At 61.1% G+C, this 17,966-nt stretch carries 19 protein-coding genes; 8 read left to right on the plus strand and 11 right to left on the minus strand.

The features are described from left to right. Window positions 1–16 precede the first annotated feature (16 nt). The gene (locus ASF70_RS07950) at window positions 17–613 is read left to right on the plus strand and encodes a hypothetical protein (RefSeq protein WP_062580125.1); all 597 of its coding nucleotides are present in this window, start codon (window positions 17–19) and stop codon (window positions 611–613) included. Here ASF70_RS07950 and truA read toward each other — a convergent pair. The 3 genes from truA to def are packed head-to-tail and all read right to left on the minus strand — an operon-like array spanning window position 601 to window position 2,875. Continuing rightward, window positions 601–1,365, minus strand: coding sequence for a tRNA pseudouridine(38-40) synthase TruA (gene truA / locus ASF70_RS07955; protein WP_062578888.1), 765 nt, complete (start codon window positions 1,363–1,365; stop codon window positions 601–603). The genes ASF70_RS07950 and truA overlap by 13 nt on opposite strands. Continuing rightward, window positions 1,365–2,300: a methionyl-tRNA formyltransferase gene (fmt, locus tag ASF70_RS07960; RefSeq protein ID WP_062578890.1), complete on the minus strand. Its 936-nt coding sequence runs from the start codon at window positions 2,298–2,300 to the stop codon at window positions 1,365–1,367. The genes truA and fmt overlap by 1 nt, the downstream gene beginning before the upstream one ends. Before the next feature lie 59 nt (window positions 2,301–2,359). Continuing rightward, window positions 2,360–2,875 (minus strand): peptide deformylase, encoded by a 516-nt coding sequence (gene def, locus ASF70_RS07965; RefSeq protein WP_062578892.1) that lies wholly within the window; start codon window positions 2,873–2,875, stop codon window positions 2,360–2,362. Window positions 2,876–3,092: 217 nt separating this feature from the next. On the opposite strand from def, the gene ASF70_RS07970 reads away from it, so the two are divergent. After that, on the plus strand, window positions 3,093–4,193 hold the full coding sequence (locus ASF70_RS07970; RefSeq protein ID WP_244474023.1) for a DNA recombination protein RmuC: 1,101 nt from the start codon (window positions 3,093–3,095) through the stop codon (window positions 4,191–4,193). Window positions 4,194–4,242: 49 nt separating this feature from the next. Beyond that, complete coding sequence (locus tag ASF70_RS07975) at window positions 4,243–5,145, plus strand: ribokinase (protein ID WP_062578896.1); 903 nt, start codon at window positions 4,243–4,245, stop codon at window positions 5,143–5,145. A 93-nt stretch (window positions 5,146–5,238) separates the two neighbouring features. Here the strand turns inward: ASF70_RS07975 and ASF70_RS07980 are convergent, their stop codons facing one another. Further along, window positions 5,239–5,967 carry an EF-hand domain-containing protein gene (locus ASF70_RS07980; protein WP_062578898.1) on the minus strand — a complete coding sequence of 243 codons (729 nt, stop codon included), beginning with the start codon at window positions 5,965–5,967 and terminating at the stop codon, window positions 5,239–5,241. A 105-nt stretch (window positions 5,968–6,072) separates the two neighbouring features. Beyond that, a complete protein-coding gene (locus ASF70_RS07985; protein ID WP_062578900.1) occupies window positions 6,073–6,786 on the minus strand; it encodes a pyrimidine 5'-nucleotidase in 714 nt (237 codons plus the stop codon). A 106-nt stretch (window positions 6,787–6,892) separates the two neighbouring features. On the opposite strand from ASF70_RS07985, the gene ASF70_RS07990 reads away from it, so the two are divergent. Then, on the plus strand, window positions 6,893–7,795 hold the full coding sequence (locus ASF70_RS07990; RefSeq protein ID WP_062578902.1) for an EamA family transporter: 903 nt from the start codon (window positions 6,893–6,895) through the stop codon (window positions 7,793–7,795). Between the two features lie 21 nt (window positions 7,796–7,816). Here the strand turns inward: ASF70_RS07990 and argB are convergent, their stop codons facing one another. After that, window positions 7,817–8,704 (minus strand): acetylglutamate kinase, encoded by an 888-nt coding sequence (argB, locus tag ASF70_RS07995; RefSeq protein WP_062578904.1) that lies wholly within the window; start codon window positions 8,702–8,704, stop codon window positions 7,817–7,819. Between the two features lie 142 nt (window positions 8,705–8,846). Here argB and ASF70_RS08000 point away from each other — a divergent pair, with 142 nt between their 5' ends. The 3 genes from ASF70_RS08000 to ASF70_RS08010 all read left to right on the plus strand — a co-directional run bounded on the left by ASF70_RS08000 (window position 8,847) and on the right by ASF70_RS08010 (window position 10,851). Beyond that, window positions 8,847–9,386, plus strand: coding sequence for a sigma-70 family RNA polymerase sigma factor (locus ASF70_RS08000; RefSeq protein ID WP_062454914.1), 540 nt, complete (start codon window positions 8,847–8,849; stop codon window positions 9,384–9,386). Further along, entirely contained in the window at window positions 9,383–10,123 is a 741-nt protein-coding gene (locus tag ASF70_RS08005; protein WP_062578908.1) for an anti-sigma factor, read from the plus strand. Before ASF70_RS08000 ends, ASF70_RS08005 begins: the two co-directional genes overlap by 4 nt. Before the next feature lie 170 nt (window positions 10,124–10,293). Next, window positions 10,294–10,851, plus strand: coding sequence for a fasciclin domain-containing protein (locus ASF70_RS08010; RefSeq protein ID WP_062453974.1), 558 nt, complete (start codon window positions 10,294–10,296; stop codon window positions 10,849–10,851). Window positions 10,852–10,934: 83 nt separating this feature from the next. Here ASF70_RS08010 and yihA read toward each other — a convergent pair whose 3' ends face one another. From yihA to rpmH, 5 genes are all read right to left on the minus strand, one after another. Then, a complete protein-coding gene (gene yihA, locus ASF70_RS08015; protein WP_062578910.1) occupies window positions 10,935–11,588 on the minus strand; it encodes a ribosome biogenesis GTP-binding protein YihA/YsxC in 654 nt (217 codons plus the stop codon). Window positions 11,589–11,646: 58 nt separating this feature from the next. Beyond that, window positions 11,647–12,603: a DMT family transporter gene (locus ASF70_RS08020; protein ID WP_082471819.1), complete on the minus strand. Its 957-nt coding sequence runs from the start codon at window positions 12,601–12,603 to the stop codon at window positions 11,647–11,649. A gap of 193 nt (window positions 12,604–12,796) precedes the next feature. Then, on the minus strand, window positions 12,797–14,605 hold the full coding sequence (gene yidC / locus ASF70_RS08025) for a membrane protein insertase YidC (RefSeq protein WP_062578912.1): 1,809 nt from the start codon (window positions 14,603–14,605) through the stop codon (window positions 12,797–12,799). Beyond that, window positions 14,605–14,997 carry a ribonuclease P protein component gene (gene rnpA / locus ASF70_RS08030; protein WP_062453971.1) on the minus strand — a complete coding sequence of 131 codons (393 nt, stop codon included), beginning with the start codon at window positions 14,995–14,997 and terminating at the stop codon, window positions 14,605–14,607. The genes yidC and rnpA overlap by 1 nt, the downstream gene beginning before the upstream one ends. 25 nt (window positions 14,998–15,022) lie before the next feature. After that, the gene (gene rpmH, locus ASF70_RS08035; RefSeq protein ID WP_062578914.1) at window positions 15,023–15,157 is read right to left on the minus strand and encodes a 50S ribosomal protein L34; all 135 of its coding nucleotides are present in this window, start codon (window positions 15,155–15,157) and stop codon (window positions 15,023–15,025) included. A gap of 484 nt (window positions 15,158–15,641) precedes the next feature. On the opposite strand from rpmH, the gene ASF70_RS08040 reads away from it, so the two are divergent. After that, window positions 15,642–17,678, plus strand: coding sequence for a methyl-accepting chemotaxis protein (locus tag ASF70_RS08040; RefSeq protein ID WP_062578916.1), 2,037 nt, complete (start codon window positions 15,642–15,644; stop codon window positions 17,676–17,678). Window positions 17,679–17,966: the final 288 nt, after the last annotated feature.

Here is a 17,966-nt window from a genome sequence, read left to right on the forward strand (position 1 = left end):
AATCCAAGAGGTGCCGATGCCCAGCTACGCTGAAGTCCGGTTTTACGTGTCCGGCATCTGGCTGCTGATCAAGGGCGATGAGCAAGGGTTCAAACAGCTCGATCTCTCCGACCGCGGCCTGCTGCGCTCCTTCTGGGCCTTTGTCTGGTGTCTGCCGGCAATGTTCGTCACCTGGGCCTGGTGGCGGATGATGTTTCTGCAGGCGATGCCGCCGGGGACGAAGACCGGTGGCCTGTTCTTCTTCCGGCTCGGCATGCTGGAGGCGATCGACTGGATCCTGCCGCTCATTCTGGTGGGCATCGTCTGCGCGCTATTCGGGCTCGGCCAGAAATTCCCGACGATGGTGATCGTGGTCAACTGGCTGTCCGTGCCGTTTGCCTATGCCTACGCAGTTCTGGCGGCAGCCTTCATCCTGCCGATCGGCATGACCGGATTTCTGGCGCTTCTACATCTGTCGCTGCTGATCGCCGTCGTCGTCGCGCTGACGCGAGTGATGCGCATGCTTTGCGGCCCGCAGCCGCTGCTGGTGACGGCGCTGGTGATGGTGCTGATCGTGCCGGACATGCTTCTGTCCGAGGTGCTGCAGCGGTTCCTGGGCGTCTATCCGTCCTGACGGTCGTCAGGATAATCCACCTTCATGAAATAGAGGCCATCCGGCGGTGCCACCGGGCCGCAGCGCTTGCGGTCGCGTGCCTCGAGTGCTGCCCTAACGTCCTCGGGCGTAACCTTGCCTTGTCCGGCGATCTTCAGCGTGCCGGCAAAGGAGCGGATCTGGTTGTGCAGGAAGCTTTGAGCCGAAGCGCAGATCTCGATCAGATCGCCTGAGCGCGTCACGTCCAGCCGGTCGAGCGTCCGGACCGGGCTTTTCGCCTGACAGTGGGTGGAGCGGAAGGTGGTAAAATCATGATGCCCGACCAGCATCTGGGCTGCGGCATGCATCGCCTCATGATCGAGAGGTTTTGACACCCACCACGCCCGGTTCGCCTCGAGCGCTAAGGGAGAAGGCCGGTTGAGAATGCGGTAGAGATAGTGCCGCTTGGTGGCCGAGAACCGCGCATCGAAGGTCTCGTCGACGAGGCTGACATCGATGACCGAAACCTTTTCCGATGCCGTCATCAGATAGGCGTTGACGGCGTTGCGCAGCTTGTAAGGCACCCACTCGCGGGAAAGATCCGTATGAACCGTCTGGCCGCAGGCATGCACGCCTGAATCGGTCCGCCCTGCGCCACGGACCGATACGGTCTCGCCGGTCAGCTTCAGGATCGCCTTCTGCATCGCGGCCTGCACCGAATGACCGTTGTCCTGGATCTGCCAGCCAACATAGGACGTGCCGTCATATTCGACGATCATCTTGTAACGCGGCATCAGGCCACCCGCATTCCGGCCGTGATCGCCGTGCCACGCAGGAAATCGGCGGCATCAAGCGGCTTGCCGCCGGCCTTCTGCAGCCGCGTCAGGCAAACGGCGCCTTCACCGCAGGCGATCGTGAGGTGATCGTCCAGCACCGTGCCGACGTCTCCCTGTCCGGAGCCTACGGCAGAAGAGAGGACCTTGATCCGTTCCAGCTTACCGTTGATCTCGGCCTCGAACCAGGCGCCCGGAAACGGGGAGAGCCCGCGGATATGGTTGTGAACGTCGCGCGCGGGCCTCGAGAAATCGATGCGGGTTTCACCCTTGTCGATCTTCGACGCGTAGAGCACGCCGTCCTCGGACTGCGGTGTCAGCGGCAGGTCACCGGCTTCGAGCTTCTCCATCGCCTCGACCATGGCGCGGGCGCCCGTCAGCATCAGGCGGTCGTGCAGCTCGCCCGCGGTCATGGCCTCGCCGATCTCGACCTCTCGGGTGAGCGCAACCGGGCCGGTATCTAGGCCCTTTTCCATCTGCATCACCATCATTCCGGTCTTTGCATCGCCAGCCATGATGGCGCGCTGGATCGGGGCAGCACCGCGCCAGCGCGGCAGCAGCGAAGCATGGCCGTTGTAGCAGCCAAGCCGGGTGCCGGTGAGGATCGCCTCGGGCAGAAGCAGGCCGTAAGCAACGACCACGGCGACATCCGCCTTGAAGGACCTGAAGGTCTCGCGGTCTTCCTCGCTTTTGAAATTGAGCGGTGTCAGCACCGGAATGCCGAGCAGTTCCGCCGCCTGATGCACTGGCGACTTGACGAGATCGAGCCCGCGGCGCCCGCCGGGACGCGGCGGCTGGCTATAGACCGCGACGATCTCGTGACCGGCCTGCTTCAAGTTCTGCAGTGTCGGCACGGAAAATTCCGGTGTGCCCATGAAGATGATGCGAAGAGACATGGACCTTTTCGCGCCCGCAAGGAACGCGCCTTCAAACCGAGAGTGCCTGCAAGCGATCGCTAGACCGCCTTCGCCTTGGCAGCCTTGGTGAACCTCTTGACCACCATTTCGCGCTTCAGCCGCGATATATGGTCGATGAACAGCACGCCGTCCAGATGGTCGATCTCGTGCTGAAGGCAGGTGGCGAGCAGGCCATCGGCCTCGATCACGTGTTCCTTGCCGTCGCGACCGATATGCTTGACCGTCACGGAGGCCGGGCGCTCCACCTCGGCATAGTATTCCGGGATGGAAAGGCAGCCTTCCTCATACACCGATCGCTCGTCCGATGAGCGGATAATCTCCGGATTGATCACGACGATCGGGTTCTTCTCGTCCTCCTCGCGCGACACGTCGACCACCAGAATGCGGCGGGCAACGCCGATCTGGATCCCGGCAAGGCCGATGCCCGGAGCGTCGTACATGGTTTCCAGCATGTCGTCCGCGAGCTTCAAAAGAGCATCGTCCACCCGTTCGAAAGGCTTGGACACCTGACGCAGGAGCGGATCGGGGAGAATGATAAGCGGCTTGATCGTCATGGCGATCCCATAACCTATCTTTTTCGCCGATGGAACAGCCCCGGATCGCCGTTTTCGATCAATGTTCCCGTTTTGATCTTTCCAATCCGCGGTTTTCTGCTAGCTTGCCGCCATGAATGACCTGTTCCCCGAGATTTCCCGTTTTCTGGAGAGCCAGCACCCGATGGTGCTGATGGCCGCTTCCTGCGTCTTCGGCATGCTTCTCATGCTGTTTCTCATGCGCCTTTCCGGAGGCAGCGGCCGTCAGGCGGAAGACGCCGAGGCCCGCATGGGGGAACTGATGCGGATGCAGGGTGAGATGCAGGGCAGGCTTTCGGCGATGGGCGAAACGCTCGCGGCACGCCAGGTCGAGCTCAGCCAGGTCGTCGGCCAGCGGCTCGATGGCATGACCCACCGGATCGGCGCAACCATTACCGAACAGACCAGATCGACCCATGACAACCTGCGCCAGTTGCAGGAGCGCCTGGCCGTCATCGACGCGGCCCAGAACAATATCCAGAGCCTTGCCAAGGATGTCGTGGGGCTGCAGGCGATCCTCTCCAACAAGCAGACGCGCGGCGCCTTCGGTCAGGGCCGGATGGAAGCGATCGTTTCCGACGGCCTGCCGATGGGTGCCTTCGAATTCCAGAAGACCCTGTCGAACGGGTCGAGACCGGATTGCGTGATCCGCATGCCGAACGGATTGCCACCGCTGGTCATCGACGCGAAATTTCCGCTGGAGGCCTGGAATGCCTTTCGCGAATCGGCCGCACCCGAAGCGCGCCGGGCCGCATCCCAGCAATTTCGCCGCGACATGGAAGTCCACATCCGCGATGTCTCGGAAAAATACCTGATCGCCGGCGAAACGCAGGACACCGCTTTTCTCTTCGTGCCGTCCGAATCGATCTTTGCCGAGATCCACGAGCATTTCGAGGGCGTGATCCAGAAGGCGCAGCGCGCCCGCATCGTCATCGTCTCTCCGTCGCTGCTGATGCTGTCGATCCAGGTCATCCAGGCCGTGCTGAAGGACCAGCGCATGCGCGAACAGGCGCATCTGATCCAGGGCGAGGTGGCCTTGCTGATGGAGGATCTCGGTCGCCTCGACGAGCGGACCCGCAAGCTGCAATCGCATTTTTTCGCAGCCCAGAAAGATGTCGAGCAGATCGTGACGTCAACGGAGAAGCTCGGCCGGCGCGGCGCACGGATCGAAGCGCTCGAACTGGAAGCACCAGTGGCCGCCCCGATACCGCAGACTGGACCAACCCCCGCAGCTCCGGCATCCGGCGCAGTCGAGAGCCGCACCGGATCGCTGCGCCTGAGGGTGGTTGACGAGGACTGATCCTCTCGGGCAGTGTCAGCCCGCATTTCACAAAACAGGCAGGCACAGCATGATTACCGTCTTCGGCTCCATCAACATGGATCTTATCGCAACGACGGAGCGGTTGCCGGGGCCGGGCGAAACGGTTGTGGGTTCGACCTTTGCGACAGCCTCCGGCGGCAAGGGTGCGAACCAGGCACTGGCCGCCCGCCGCGCAGGCAGCGACGTGCGCATGGTCGGCGCTGTCGGAAACGACGGTTTTGCAGACCCGGCGCTGGCTTTGCTCCAGGCATCCGGAACTGACCTGTCAGCGGTCACGCGGACAAGTATTTCGACCGGCACAGCACTGATCCTGGTCGGCGATGACAGCGGCGAGAACATGATCGCCGTCGTGCCCGGTGCCAATGGCACGATCGGCAAGGCGCAGGCGCAGGGCGCGGTGGAGGCCATGTCTCCATCCGACACGTTGATGCTGCAGCTCGAGATCCCGCCGGTAGCCGTCGAGGCGGCACTGCGCGCAGCAAAGGCGAAGGGCATCCGGACGATGATCAACACCGCGCCACTGACGGCGGATGCGGTGCGGCTGGCAGCGCTCGCCGATATCGTCGTCGCCAACGAGACCGAATTCGAGCTTCTCGCAGGCTCCACGATCAGCGACGCCCAAGCATGCGAAGAGGTTTTGCGCCGCCTTCACAGTGAGACCGGCCAGACGTTCGTGGTTACGCTCGGTAGCGAAGGTGTCGTTGCCATGCTTGATGGTGAAATCCTGTCGGCCAAGGGCCTGAAGATCGAGCCTGTGGACACGGTGGGCGCCGGCGATACGTTCTGCGGCTATCTGGCTGCAAGTCTCGATCAGGGGATAGGCTTTGCAGATGCCTTGCGGCGGGCAGCCGTTGCGGGCTCGCTTGCCTGCCTTCAGAGAGGCGCTCAGCCGTCTATCCCTGAGGCATCGGCGGTCGACGCGCGGCTCTGACACGTTTCGGACAGTTGAAACGACTGGACCCGCCTCCCGGAAGGGAAGGCGGGTCCATCAGACGACTACCGGTCTAGTTCAGGGGGCGTAGAACTAGAGGGGGCGGTCCGGCAGGTCGTCGATCGTGATCTGTCCGTCCTTGTTGGTGTCCATGCGGGCGAATAGCTTTTCGGTGGCAGCAGCGGCTTCTTCCTTGCTGATCTTGCGATCGCGGTTCTCGTCGATCATGCGGAACATGCCGGGGCCCATCATACCGTCGCCAGGTCCACCCCTCGGACCGCGATCGCGGCGAGCTTCCCGGCGCTCATGCCGGTCGTGGTGGCGGTCACGGGCCTGTTCGCGGTCGGCACGTGGTCCGTCAGCCTTGGGGGCCTCAACCTTAGGGCCTTCACCCTCGGGTCCTTCTGCCATCGGGCCGTCTGCATCCGGGCCTTCGTCTTCAGCCTCTTCAGGCGTCGGCGGCGGGTTGTTCTTGCGGAACTCGGCCATCTTGTTGTCACGGAAATCAACCATTTCACCGCGAGTGATGGACCCGTCCTTGTTGAGGTCGATCTCGGCGAAAAGCGCTTCCTGGCGAGCGGTCAGCTCTTCCTTGGAAATCTTGCCGTCCTTGTTCGTATCCGCCTGCTTGAGAAGGCGAACGAACATTACATCCTGCATCATCGCAGCGCGTGGACCGCCATGCGGGCCGCCGTCAGGGCCTCCGCGCCGACCTTCATGGTGGCGTGGTCCGTCAGGGCCTGGTGCAGCGAAGGCGGGGATGGCTGCGCCAGCGATGAGAGCAGCGCTCAGGCTTGCCAAAACTATCTTCTTCGCGATCATCGAGTGGTCCTTTCCGGTTGCTTCGATAGCCTGAAGATAGGATCGGCAACTGGTCAAAACCACTTAAACATCTGTAATGTAGATGAACTTTTGGTAAGGCGCGGCCTACGCGAATTTGAGGCCTGACAGGAATGCGGTGAGATCGTCGGTGACGTAATCGATGTGATCGTCCTCGTCTGAAAACTTTTCCCAACGCTCGATGACGACAGTATCGAGATTGCGCGGCACCAGCAGTACTGTGCGCATGCCGAGCGCTTTCGGCGCGATGAGATTGCGCGGCAGGTCCTCGAACATGACAGCGTTCTTCGTATCGACCGTGTGGAGGGCCGCGAACTTGTCGTAGGTTTCGCCGGCGGGCTTGGGCAGGTAACCGGCGGCGACGATATCGAAGATGTCGTCGAAATCGTCGAGAATGCCGAGAGCGCGGGCAGCCGCCTGCGCATGGGGCACGCTGCCATTGGTAAAGATGAACTTGCGGCCGGGAAGCGCCCGGATTGCCGCGCCCAGTTCCGGATGCGGCAACAGCGCCGAGTAGTCGATCGCATGCGCCTGTTCGAGAAACCCGTCCGGATCGATACCGTGGTTCAGCATCAGCCCCTGCAGCGTCGTGCCATGCTCGTGGTAATACTGCTTCTGCAGTCGCTTGGCCTCGTCATGCTCCAGCTGCAGCAATTCCTGCACATAGGCCGTCATGTTCTTGTCGATCTGCGAGAACAGATTGACGTGATGCGGGTAGAGCGTGTTGTCGAGATCGAAAACCCAGTCACGGATATTTGCGAAATCGGCGGCGTCGGGGGCAGTCTTCGGCGTCTTGTCCATCGCCGTGTTATGCCAGCGTTTGAACGGGAAGAAAATCCGCCTCTACGAACATTTACACGCCGCACCGACCTTGGCCGGTCGTGACCCTGCGTGATACCGCCTTGGGATGGAACTTTGGATCCCCATCACCATCGCTGCCGCTTTTTGTCAGAATTTGCGGTCAGCGCTTCAGAAGCATCTGCAAGGCTCGCTCGGCACCCGCGGCGCAAGCTTCGTGCGCTTCGGCTACGGATTTCCGCTCGCCGTCATCTACGTGCTCGTTCTGCATTTCGGTGTGGGCTATGCATTGCCCAGCCCGGATCTTGAGTTCGTCTTCTGGGTCGTGCTCGGCGGGCTTGCGCAGATATTCGCGACCATGCTTCTGGTCTATCTGTTTTCGCTAAGGAATTTCGCGGTCGGCACCGCCTATTCGAAGACCGAGCCGGTGCAGGCGGCGATCTTTGGCTTTATCATTCTGGGCGACAAACTGACCAGCGGCGGCATAGTGGCGATCATCGTCGGGGTGATCGGGGTGATGCTGATCTCGATGGCCAATCTACCGCTCTCGTGGCGCAATCTCGGCACCGCTATGGTCGGCAGGATCGCGCTGATCGGCATGGCCTCGGGCGGCCTCTTCGCCATCGCCTCGATTTCCTTCCGATCCGCGTCGCTGTCGCTCAACGGACCCAATTCGATCATGCAGGCCGCCGTCACGCTGACATGCGTCACGATATTCCAGACCGTTTTCATGCTGATCTGGATGCTGTGGAAGGACAAGCGAGAGATTGTCCAGGTCGTGCGTACGTGGCGCTCCTCGGCGCTGGTCGGGCTCGCTGGCGTGGTTGGCTCCGCCTGCTGGTTCACGGCCATGACGTTGCAGCAGGTGGCCTATGTAAAGGCGCTAGGACAGATCGAGCTGATCTTCACCTTCGCATCGTCCTATTTCCTGTTCCACGAACGGCTGAACCGCATGGAACTGTGGGGCTGCCTGCTGATCGTCTGCGGCATCCTCGGCCTTCTGATGTCCTGAAGGCCGAGTTCTTGCTGCTCATCAGGGAACGATCAGCGTGCCCGCACCGTGTTCGGTGAAGATCTCGAGCAGAACCGAATGTGCGGTCTTGCCATTGAGGATGACGACGCCCTGCACGCCCGCGCGGATCGCCTCGATGCAGGTTTCGACCTTGGGGATCATACCGCCGGAGATCGTGCCGTCCTTGATCAGCGCCTGTGCCTGCGCGACGGTCAGTTCCTTAATCAGGTTCTTGTCGCGGTCGAGCACGCCTGGAACGTCCGTGAGGAACAAGAGGCGGGTGGCGTGCAGCGCGCCGGCAATGGCGCCCGCGAACGTATCGGCATTGATGTTGTAGGTCGCGCCGTCGCGGCCGGGTGCCACGGGGGCGATTACCGGGATCATCTCGGACTTGGCGAGCAGGTCGAGCAGCGTCCGGTCGACTTCGACCACCTCGCCGACGAAGCCGAGGTCGAGGACGCGCTCGATGTGGCTATCAGGGTCGATGATGGTCTTCTTGGCCTTTTCGGCAAACACCATGTTGCCGTCCTTGCCGCAGAGACCGATCGCCCATTCGCCGGTCTGGTTGATCAGCGCGACGATTTCCTTGTTGATCGATCCGGCAAGAACCATTTCGACGATCTCGACCGTCTTTGCGTCGGTGACGCGAAGCCCGCCCTCAAATTTCGATTCGATGCCCATCTTGGTCAGCATCGCGCCGATCTGCGGGCCGCCGCCATGAACGACGATCGGGTTGACGCCGGACTGCTTGAGAAGCGCGATATCGGCCGCGAAAGCCTTGCCCAGAGCCATATCGCCCATCGCATGGCCGCCGTATTTGACGACGATCGTCTTGTTCTCGTAGCGCTGCATATAGGGCAGCGCCTGTGCCAGAAGTTGTGCCTGAAGTTCGCTTTCCGAAGCCGTCATGGAAATACCTCTGGGGAAATGTGTGGGGCCTTTTAACGCATGTTTTTGACAGATCAAATAATTCATGAGCAAAATTACGGTCAGGCGTGTATGTGGCGGCGATGCGTTGCGTCTTATGCCGCATGGGGAGGCTTTGGTTTTGGTGAGTGATCGCGAGATTGCCGAATTGATCGGCCGCGTAGGACTGCGCGACCGGACGGCATTCACAAAGCTTTATTCCGGCGTTTCGCCGAAACTATTCGCAGTCTGCCTGCGTATCCTGAAGGATAGGGCCGAATCAGAAGATGCCCTGCAGGAGATTTTCGTGCGGATATGGCAGAGAGCCGATCGGTTTGCCCCTTCGGGAACAAGCGCAGCCGGTTGGCTCGTCGCAATCGCCCGAAACCATTCGATCGACCGCCTTCGTGCCCGCAGGCCCGTGACGGACGCTCTGGAAGACAGGACGGATATCGCCGACCTCGGTCCTGATCCGGAGGAGGCGTCGGTGATGCGCGGTGAAGGAAGGCGTATTGACAGCTGCATGCAGGAGCTCGATCCTGACCGCGCAGGGGCGGTCAAAAGCGCCTATGTCGAAGGCCTGACCTATCAGGAACTGGCGGAACGCCATGGCGTGCCGCTGAATACGATGCGAACCTGGCTGAGGCGCAGCCTTCTCAAGCTGAGGGAGTGCCTGGACCGATGACGACACCAGACCAAAGCGAAAACGATCGCTCCCGCGACCAGCTTCTGGCTGGCGAATATGTGCTCGGGGTCCTGCCGCTTGACCAGCGCCGCCGCGTCGAGGATCGCATCGTCCGTGATGCGGCCTTTGCGGCCATGGTGATGCGCTGGCAGGAAAACCTGTCTTCCGACCTCGATGCGGAATACGGCGAGGAACGTCCGCCGAAAGGCGTTTACGCCAGGATCGAAAAGCGCGTCTTCGCCCAGAACGGTTTCGGAAACGAGCTGGCACGCGGTGGATGGTGGAACTCGCTGCTTTTGTGGCGCGGCCTGTCATTCGCCTCGATTGCCCTTTTGGTGACATACGCGTCCTTGTCGACGGGCTGGATCGGCGGACCTGTGGATGGCTCTGCGCCGGGCAAGCAACTGGTCGCCGAGATGAGCGGCGAGGGCAATGCGTTCGGCCTGAGGGCGCGGTACGACGGTGCCAGCGGTCGCTTGCAGCTGACGCCTGTTGCCGCAACGACGGCGGAACGCCGCTCGCTCGAACTGTGGCTTGTCCCCGGCAGCGGTGAAGAAGCAATCTCGCTCGGTATCCTGCCGGAAAGCGGCAGCGACACGATCGAAGTGCCGGCCGGGCATCGCAAGCGTGTCGAGAACGGCGCGTCCTTCGCCGTCAGCCTTGAACCATTGGGCGGCTCGCCGACCGGTCACCGGACCGGGCCGGTTCTCGCCGTCGGAAAGATCCGGGATCTCTAATTAAGTGATGCTAAATCAAAGGCATAGCGGATTTCTGTCTTCGCGTCGCCCGCCTTTGAAACTCTTCCCGCTTTCCTCTCGTCTCTAGCCATGTCCCCACAGAGGGAAAGCCGGACCTGGGAGGCGCCTTCAGCGCCGGGGTCGTTCAGGCTGTAGAGAGGAAGAGAACAATGTTTAAATCCGCAATCCGCCTTGCCGCATGCGCCGCAATCCTGTCCGCCTCCGTTGCCGGCGCCTACGCCGCAAACCCGAAGGTCGGTGGCGCTGCCATGTATGAAGACAAGAACATCGTCGAGAATGCCATGAACTCCAAGGATCACACGACACTGGTCGCCGCCGTGAAGGCTGCGGGCCTCGTCGAGACCCTGCAGGGCAAAGGTCCGTTCACCGTGTTCGCGCCCACCAACGAAGCCTTCGCTGCGCTGCCGAAGGGCACTGTCGAAACCCTGCTGAAGCCGGAAAACAAGGCGCAGCTGACCAAGATCCTTACCTGCCACGTGGTGGCCGCGAACGCCATGTCGACCGCGATCGAAAAGATGATCAAGGACGACAAGGGCACGCATGACGTCAAGACCGTCGGCGGCTGCGTTCTGAAGGCCAAGGAAAGCATGGGCAAGATCACGCTCACCGACGAAACCGGTGGTGTGGCAACCGTGACGATCGCCGACGTCAAGCAGTCGAACGGCGTCATTCACGTCATCGACAAGGTTCTGCTGCCGAAGATGTAACGGCTGACCAAAGCAGGTCGAAGCCTCGCATAGAGATCCGGTCGCCTGTCACAGGCGGCCGGATTTTTGCGTTTCGGGAGATTTTACCGGCCGATGGTCTTCATGATCTCGGCGCGCAGCTCGTCCAGGCCGCGGCCTTTTTCAGACGATGTCGACAGCACTTCCGGATAGGCAGCGGGCCGCTTGCGGATCTTTTCGAGCGTCTCGGCAATCAGCTTCGGAACCGCAGGATCCTTGATCTTGTCCGTCTTGGTCAGCACGATCTGATAGGACACGGCGGCCTTGTCGAGCAGGTCGAGCACGTCCTCGTCGTTCTTCTTGATGCCATGGCGGCTGTCGATCAGCACGTAGACGCGCTGCAGCGTGGCCCGGCCGCGCAGGTAATCGAACACGAGCTTCGTCCAGGCGTCGACGTTTTCTTTCGGCGCCTGCGCATAGCCGTAGCCGGGCATGTCCACCAGCGCCATCGGCGGCAGGTCGCCTGCCTGGCCGGAATAACCGTCGGGCACGAAATAGTTCAGTTCCTGTGTGCGGCCCGGCGTGTTGGATGTGCGCGCCAGCCCCTTGTAGCCCACGAGCGCATTGATCAGCGAGGACTTGCCGACATTCGAGCGTCCGGCAAAGGCGATCTCAAACGGTCCTTCCGGTGGCAGAAACTCCATCGAGGGCACGCCGCGGATAAAGATCCACGCGCGGCCGAACAGCGTCTTTTCCTCGGAATTATGGTCTGCGGCCATGGTCTCGTCGTCCTGTCTTCAATTCAAGGACATCGCTTCCGGGTTTTAGCCCCATATGTCAAGCGTTCGACCGGTTCTGTCTCTTCTGGCGACGAAACTCGAATGTCAGATGGGTGATGAGCGCCGCAAGGATCAGCGCCCCGCCCGCGATCGTGCGCGGTGCCGGGATCTCGCCGTGGATCACGGCGACCCAGACGGGCCCGAGAACGGTTTCACCAGTGCCGAGCAGGGCAGCCAGCGCTGAGGGGATAAGCCGCGCACCGGTGACGAACAGTGCCATGCCGAGCCCGAGATTGAGCGCACCGAAGATGAAGAGAATACCGAGTTCGCCCGGGGTGACCGCGAGGTTCGAAGACATCGTCAGCGCGATCATGCCGGCTGCAAAGCATCCGAAGCAGGTGGCGGGTGTCATCCGCACATGCGGGTAACGGCGGGTGATGACGGTCGCCAGCGCAAACACCAGCGGAATGATCAGCGCCAGACCGTCTCCGAGCGGCGAGACCTTTCCGGTAAACGAGGACGATACCATGATGCCGACACCGACGATCACGGTGCCGATCGCAAGCCAGGTAACGCCCGATATGCGCTCGCCGTAAAACAGCCAGACCATCAGCGCCGCAAACAGCGGCACACCGGCACCGAGCAGCACCACATTGGCGACGGTCGTATACTGGATCGATATGATAAAGCAGGTGGACGCCACCATGAAGCAGAGGCCGACCGAAAGGCCCGGCCAGCCCATGCTGCGAAACAGCGCCACCGTGCCGCGCGGCCCGTCGCGCAGCAGCATGAAGGCGAGCAGGAACAGGGTGCCGAACAGGCTGCGCCAGAACACGATCGTCCAGCTGTCGGGGATATCGAGAAAGCGGGCGATCGCACCGCCGAAACTCCAGGCAAAAGCAGAGCCGAAGACGAGCAGGGCGCCGATACGGTATTCCGAGCCGGGAAGGCTCGCGGGGATCGTGCCGGCCAAGGGTGGACCCGGTGGGGTGGGCGGCGGGAAGGGCGCGGGCATGGGACTGTTCCGGTTGCTGGAGCAATTCCAGCGTCAGCATGTTCTACTCTGCTTGCGGAACTTGCCTCGGGCAACCTAGCGCCGGCCCAAAGGCGGGACTGATCCACCCACGTCAGCCAATGTCGCTTTCCGCTCGCTAGGCTCTCAATCGGCCAAAGAAAAACCCCGGCGAACCGGGGTTTCTGAAGAATAGCTATTTGGACGCCGCGGGCTTTCGTTTGAACAGCCCCTTCATGTTGTCGAACAGCTCGATCTTGGCGCCGTGGCGCTTCATGATCAGGGCCTGCTGCGACACCGAAAGCGTGTTGTTCCATGCCCAGTAGATCACGAGACCGGCCGGGAAGGACGCCAGCATGTAGGTGAAGACCAGCGGCATCCAGGTAAAGATCATCGCCTGTGTCGGATCCGGCGGCGTCGGGTTCATGCGCATCTGGATGAACATCGTGATTCCCATGATGATAGGCCAGACGCCGATCATCAAGAAATGCGGGACGTCGTAAGGCAGAAGACCGAACAGGTTGAACAGCGATGTCGGGTCCGGCGCGGAAAGGTCCTGGATCCAGCCGAAGAACGGCGCATGGCGCATTTCGATGGTGGTATAGATCACCTTGTAGAGCGCAAAGAAGACAGGGATCTGCAGCACCACCGGCCAGCAACCGGCGATCGGGTTGATCTTTTCTTCCTTGTAGAGCGCCATCATCGCCTGCTGAAGGGCCATGCGGTCATCACCGTGCTTGGCCTTCAGCTCTTCCATCCGCGGCTGCATGCGCTTCATGTTGGCCATGGAGGCATACTGCTTGCTCGCCAGCGGGAAGAAGAGCAGCTTGACGACGACGGTTGTCAAAAGGATTGCCACGCCGAAATTGCCCACGTGACGGAAGAAGAAGTCCATCAGTTTGAACATTGGCTTGGTGATGAAGTAGAACCAGCCCCAGTCGATCACCAGATCGAAATGCGGGATCTTGAGCTGCTCGACATACTGGTCGATCAGCGGAACTTCCTTGGCGCCGGCAAACACGAGGCTCCTCAGCTCTGTCGACTGGCCGGGAGCGATCGAAAGCGCGTCGCCCTTGTAATCCGCCTGGTAACGCGGCTGGCCGTCGGTGAAATGCGTGAAGCGGGATTCGAACGGCATCGCCTGTGGCGGCACGATCGTCGAGGCCCAGTATTTGTCGGTAATGCCGAGCCAGCCGCCGGTCGCCTTGGTGTTGGCGACAGCCTCTTCCTCGATATTGTGATAGGTATGTTCGCTGAGGCTGCCGTCTGCACCGAGAACGCCGATGAAGCCTTCGTGGATGACCCAGACGGACGGCGTTGCCGGCTTGTTGTAACGGGTCACGCGGCCATAGGAGGAGATCGAAACCGGCTCTTGGGTCGGGTTGTCGATCTTGTCGTTGACCGTGATCATGTAGTGTTCGTCGATCGCGATGGTGCGGTTGAAGACGATGCCCTTGTCGTTCGTGAACGACAGCGTCACCGGCGTTTCGCGCGTCAGCCGGTCGCCGCCAGCAAGCGTCCACCGCGTGCCGGAACCGGGTACGGTGCCGCTGGTGTCGCTGCCGATGTAGCCAAGCTCGGTGAAATAGCCGTCTCTGGTATCGGCCGGGGAGAATAGCGTGATGATCGGGCTCTTGTCGTCGACCGTCTCATGATATTCGCGAAGCTTCAGATCGTCGAAGCGAGCGCCGACCAGGTTGATGGAGCCGGAAACGGCCGCGGTCTCGATCGCAACGCGCGGAGACTTTGCAAGCGCCTCTTCGCGGGTAGCCGTCGCCTGCGCCTGGTTTGCGCCAGGAAGGTTGCCGGTCGAGGTTGCAGCGCCCGGGCTTTCCGGCGTGAAGTTCTGTCCGGCCTGCTCGGTGGTCTGCTGCTGCTGCGCAAGCCGTGCTTCGTCGGCGCGCTGCTGAGCTTCCATCCTCGGGTTCATATAGAGGAACTGCCAGGCAAGGACGATCATCACAGAAAGTGCGATCGCGATGAAGTAATTGCGGTTTTTTTCCATCATGCTTTCCTGGAAAGGGTCTCCTCGGACCGCTTCGATTTCGGCAGGCTTTCGATGCGCTCGATGAGCTGTGCCGTCATGTCTGCAAACGGGGTCTTGAGGACCTCCCTCCGCGCGACAATGACATAGTCGTGTCCGTTCTTCATTGCAAATGCGGCTGAGTGCCGAACCGCCTCTTTCAGGCGGCGGCGCATGCGGTTTCGTTCAACCGCGTTGCCATGCTTCTTGGTAACAGTAAATCCGACCCGCGGCGCTTCGTCCGGCTGATGTCGATCAAGGACTTCCAGAAGGAAAGTCCGGCCGCGTCGGGTTTCACCCTTTCGCACGGCAAGGAACTGCGGCCGGCTTTTCAGCCGCCCGGCAGTCTTCTTGTTCGTAGGTTCGGTCGTCATCGCCCGCTATCCGGGCATCCCGGCGTTAAGCCGAGAGACGAGCGCGGCCACGTGAGCGGCGAGCGGCAAGAACCTTCTGGCCACCCTTGGTTGCCATGCGGGCGCGGAAGCCGTGACGACGCTTGCGAACAAGCTTGGACGGCTGGTAGGTACGCTTCATTTTTTTAATACCGCGGTGTGCGGCCCTTCTTGAAGTTTGCTTCGTTAAAAGCAAGAGCGTTTAGGAAACGTTCGGGCGCCGGCCGCAGTGCGACTGGGAGCCTTGTGAACGTGCGCGGCTTATAAGGGGAAGAGGCGCGAAAAGTCAATCGCAGCACCGCGATTGCGCTCGGTTCCGGGCAAGTGTCTGACGAAGTTGGCTGGATTCTGGATGTCGCGTTAACGCTTGTGTCCACACGGGCTTTCCATGTCCTGTAAGCCTGACGGATGAAAACCGTGCTTTCCCGGAGTAGACCCCATGTATTTTCGTGGATTCGGGAGACTTCAGTCAGTTGCGAGGCAGCGCTAGACTAGGCAGGCGCTCACTAATTGAGCTTTTGATCATCAACAAATGTTAATCTCTCAGTGCTATTTCTCGCACCATCAAGATGTAGGGGTTTAGGGCCCTCCGCATTTTTTAATTTGTCGCTTCGGGGGAATGCATTGTGAAGATAAGAGCCAAGATCAACATGCTCGTTGGTGTAATGAGCGTTGTAACCTGTGTCATCGGTGGCATATCGCTCTTCGCAGTCCAGAAATACAATCAGCAGACCAGAGACTATGCTACTGTTGCGCAGCGCGTGTACCAGGGTGAGCATCTTAACCGCATGGTGACGGCCGTTGTTATGGATGCGCGGGGCGTCTATGCAGCCAAGGACGCAGCAAGCGCCAAGCCGTTCGGCGATGGTATCATGAAATCGCTTGCCGAAATCGAGAAGCTCATCGCCGCTTGGGGGCCGACCGTCCCGGCGGAGGAGAAGGAAATCTTCGACAAGCTCGTCGCGCGCTTCCAGGAATTTAAGGCCTTCCGCTCCGAGACTGCGCGTCTCGGCCAGGCCGAAGGGCCACAGGCCGCCAACGTTCAGGGCAATAACGACGCCAATCGCGCCAACCGCAAGGCTTACCAGGAGCAGATCGACGCAATCGTCAAGATCGACCAGGCGGCGATGGACAAGCTCAGCGCCGAAATCGACGGCTTTGGCGACATGATCTTCTACAGCGTGCTCGGCGCTACCCTGCTGGGTGTGATGGGTGGTCTGGCATTCGGCATTTCGCTCGGTCGCAAGCAGATAAGCCAGCCGATTCTCGAGCTTACGTCTTCGATGAAGCGCCTGGCCACCGGCGACTACGCTGCAGCTGTGCCCTTTGCCGGCCGTGCCGACGAAATCGGAGACATGGCCGAGGCTGTCGGCGTGTTCAAGAAGAACGGCCTCGAGGTGGCGCGGATGAGCGGTGCCGAAGCAGAGATGCGATCGAAGAACGATGATCTTCAGGCGCGCATGGCCAACGTCGTCGGCGCAGCGGTCGAAGGTGATTTTTCGCGGCGCATCGACAAGCAGTGGGGCGATGAAAACCTCGACCGGTTCGCACGCAATGTCGATCAGCTTGTCTCAAGTGTCGATGCAGGCGTGGCGGAAACGCGCCGTGTCATTGGCAGCTTGGCGGAAGGCAAGTTCGACGACAGCATGGCCGGCCATTTCAAGGGCGCCTTTGCCGAACTGCAGCAGAACGTCAATGCGACGATGGACACGCTGCGTGGCACCATGCGCAACATCCGTGCCGGAACCGGCGCGATGAACGACGGGGCATCCGAACTCAGCTCCGCCGTCAACGATCTCTCCAAGCGCACCGAGCAGCAGGCAGCGGCTCTGGAAGAAACCTCGGCGGCACTCGACGAGATCACAGCTGTCGTGAAGACCTCGACAGAGCGCGCCACCGAGGCGACCGTGATGGTGAGCGAAGCCAAGACCAGTGCCGTGCAGTCCGGTGAGGTGGTGCGCAGCGCGGTCGACGCCATGGGCCGTATCGAGCAGGCATCGCGCGAGATTGCCCAGATTACCAACGTCATCGACGAGATTGCCTTCCAGACCAACCTCCTGGCGCTCAACGCCGGTGTCGAGGCAGCTCGTGCGGGCGAAGCCGGCAAGGGATTTGCCGTCGTCGCACAGGAAGTGCGCGAACTGGCGCAGCGGTCGGCCAGTGCGGCCAAGGATATCAAGGCGCTGATCGGCAAGTCCGGTGACGAAGTAGCGGCCGGCGTGCGTCTCGTCCAGAACACCGGCCATGCCCTGTCCGACATCGAATCCCGCGTCATCAGCATCAACGATCACATCAACTCGATCGCCGTTGCATCGCGCGAGCAGGCGACCGGCTTGGCGGAGATCAACAGCGCCATCAACCAGATGGATCAGGTGACGCAGCAAAATGCCGCGATGGTGGAAGAAACATCCGCCGCGACCTCGAGGCTTTCCGGTGAAGCGGACAATCTTTTCGCACTCGTATCCAAGTTCCGGATCGACGGCGAATCGTCGGGTCATCGTGCGCCCGTCGCGGTCGCTTCCGGTTCTGCCTCCGCAAGAGCACCGGCGCCCCGCGTGTCCCCGGTCAAGACCATGACCAAATCGATCGCCCGCGCATTTGGCGGCGGATCCGCCGCTGCGGCAGCGGCGCCGTCGGCAAGCACGGACTGGGAAGAATTCTGAGCCGGACCACCCGTGCAAGCGAACAGGGGCCCAGGTGGTATCGTCCATCCGGGCCCTTTGTTTTTGTCGGTTCTGTCGTGCTTCAATCTAGCCCAGGAAACGCTCCAAGGCCGACTTCCGGTTGGGGGGTGGAAAAAATGCGCCAGAAAGCTAGAATATGCAGATGATTGCAGCCACCACCGAACGGCTGGACAGGCGAGATAACGATGACGAGCCACATGGATGATGCGGCCGAAACTCCAAAGCAGGAGCAATCGGCGCAGACCGGAGCAGCCTCCAGGGCGTCTG

Origin of the sequence: Rhizobium sp. Leaf321, assembly GCF_001423215.1 — a bacterium.
In the GTDB taxonomy this organism is placed as follows: Bacteria; Pseudomonadota; Alphaproteobacteria; order Rhizobiales; family Rhizobiaceae; genus Neorhizobium; species Neorhizobium soli.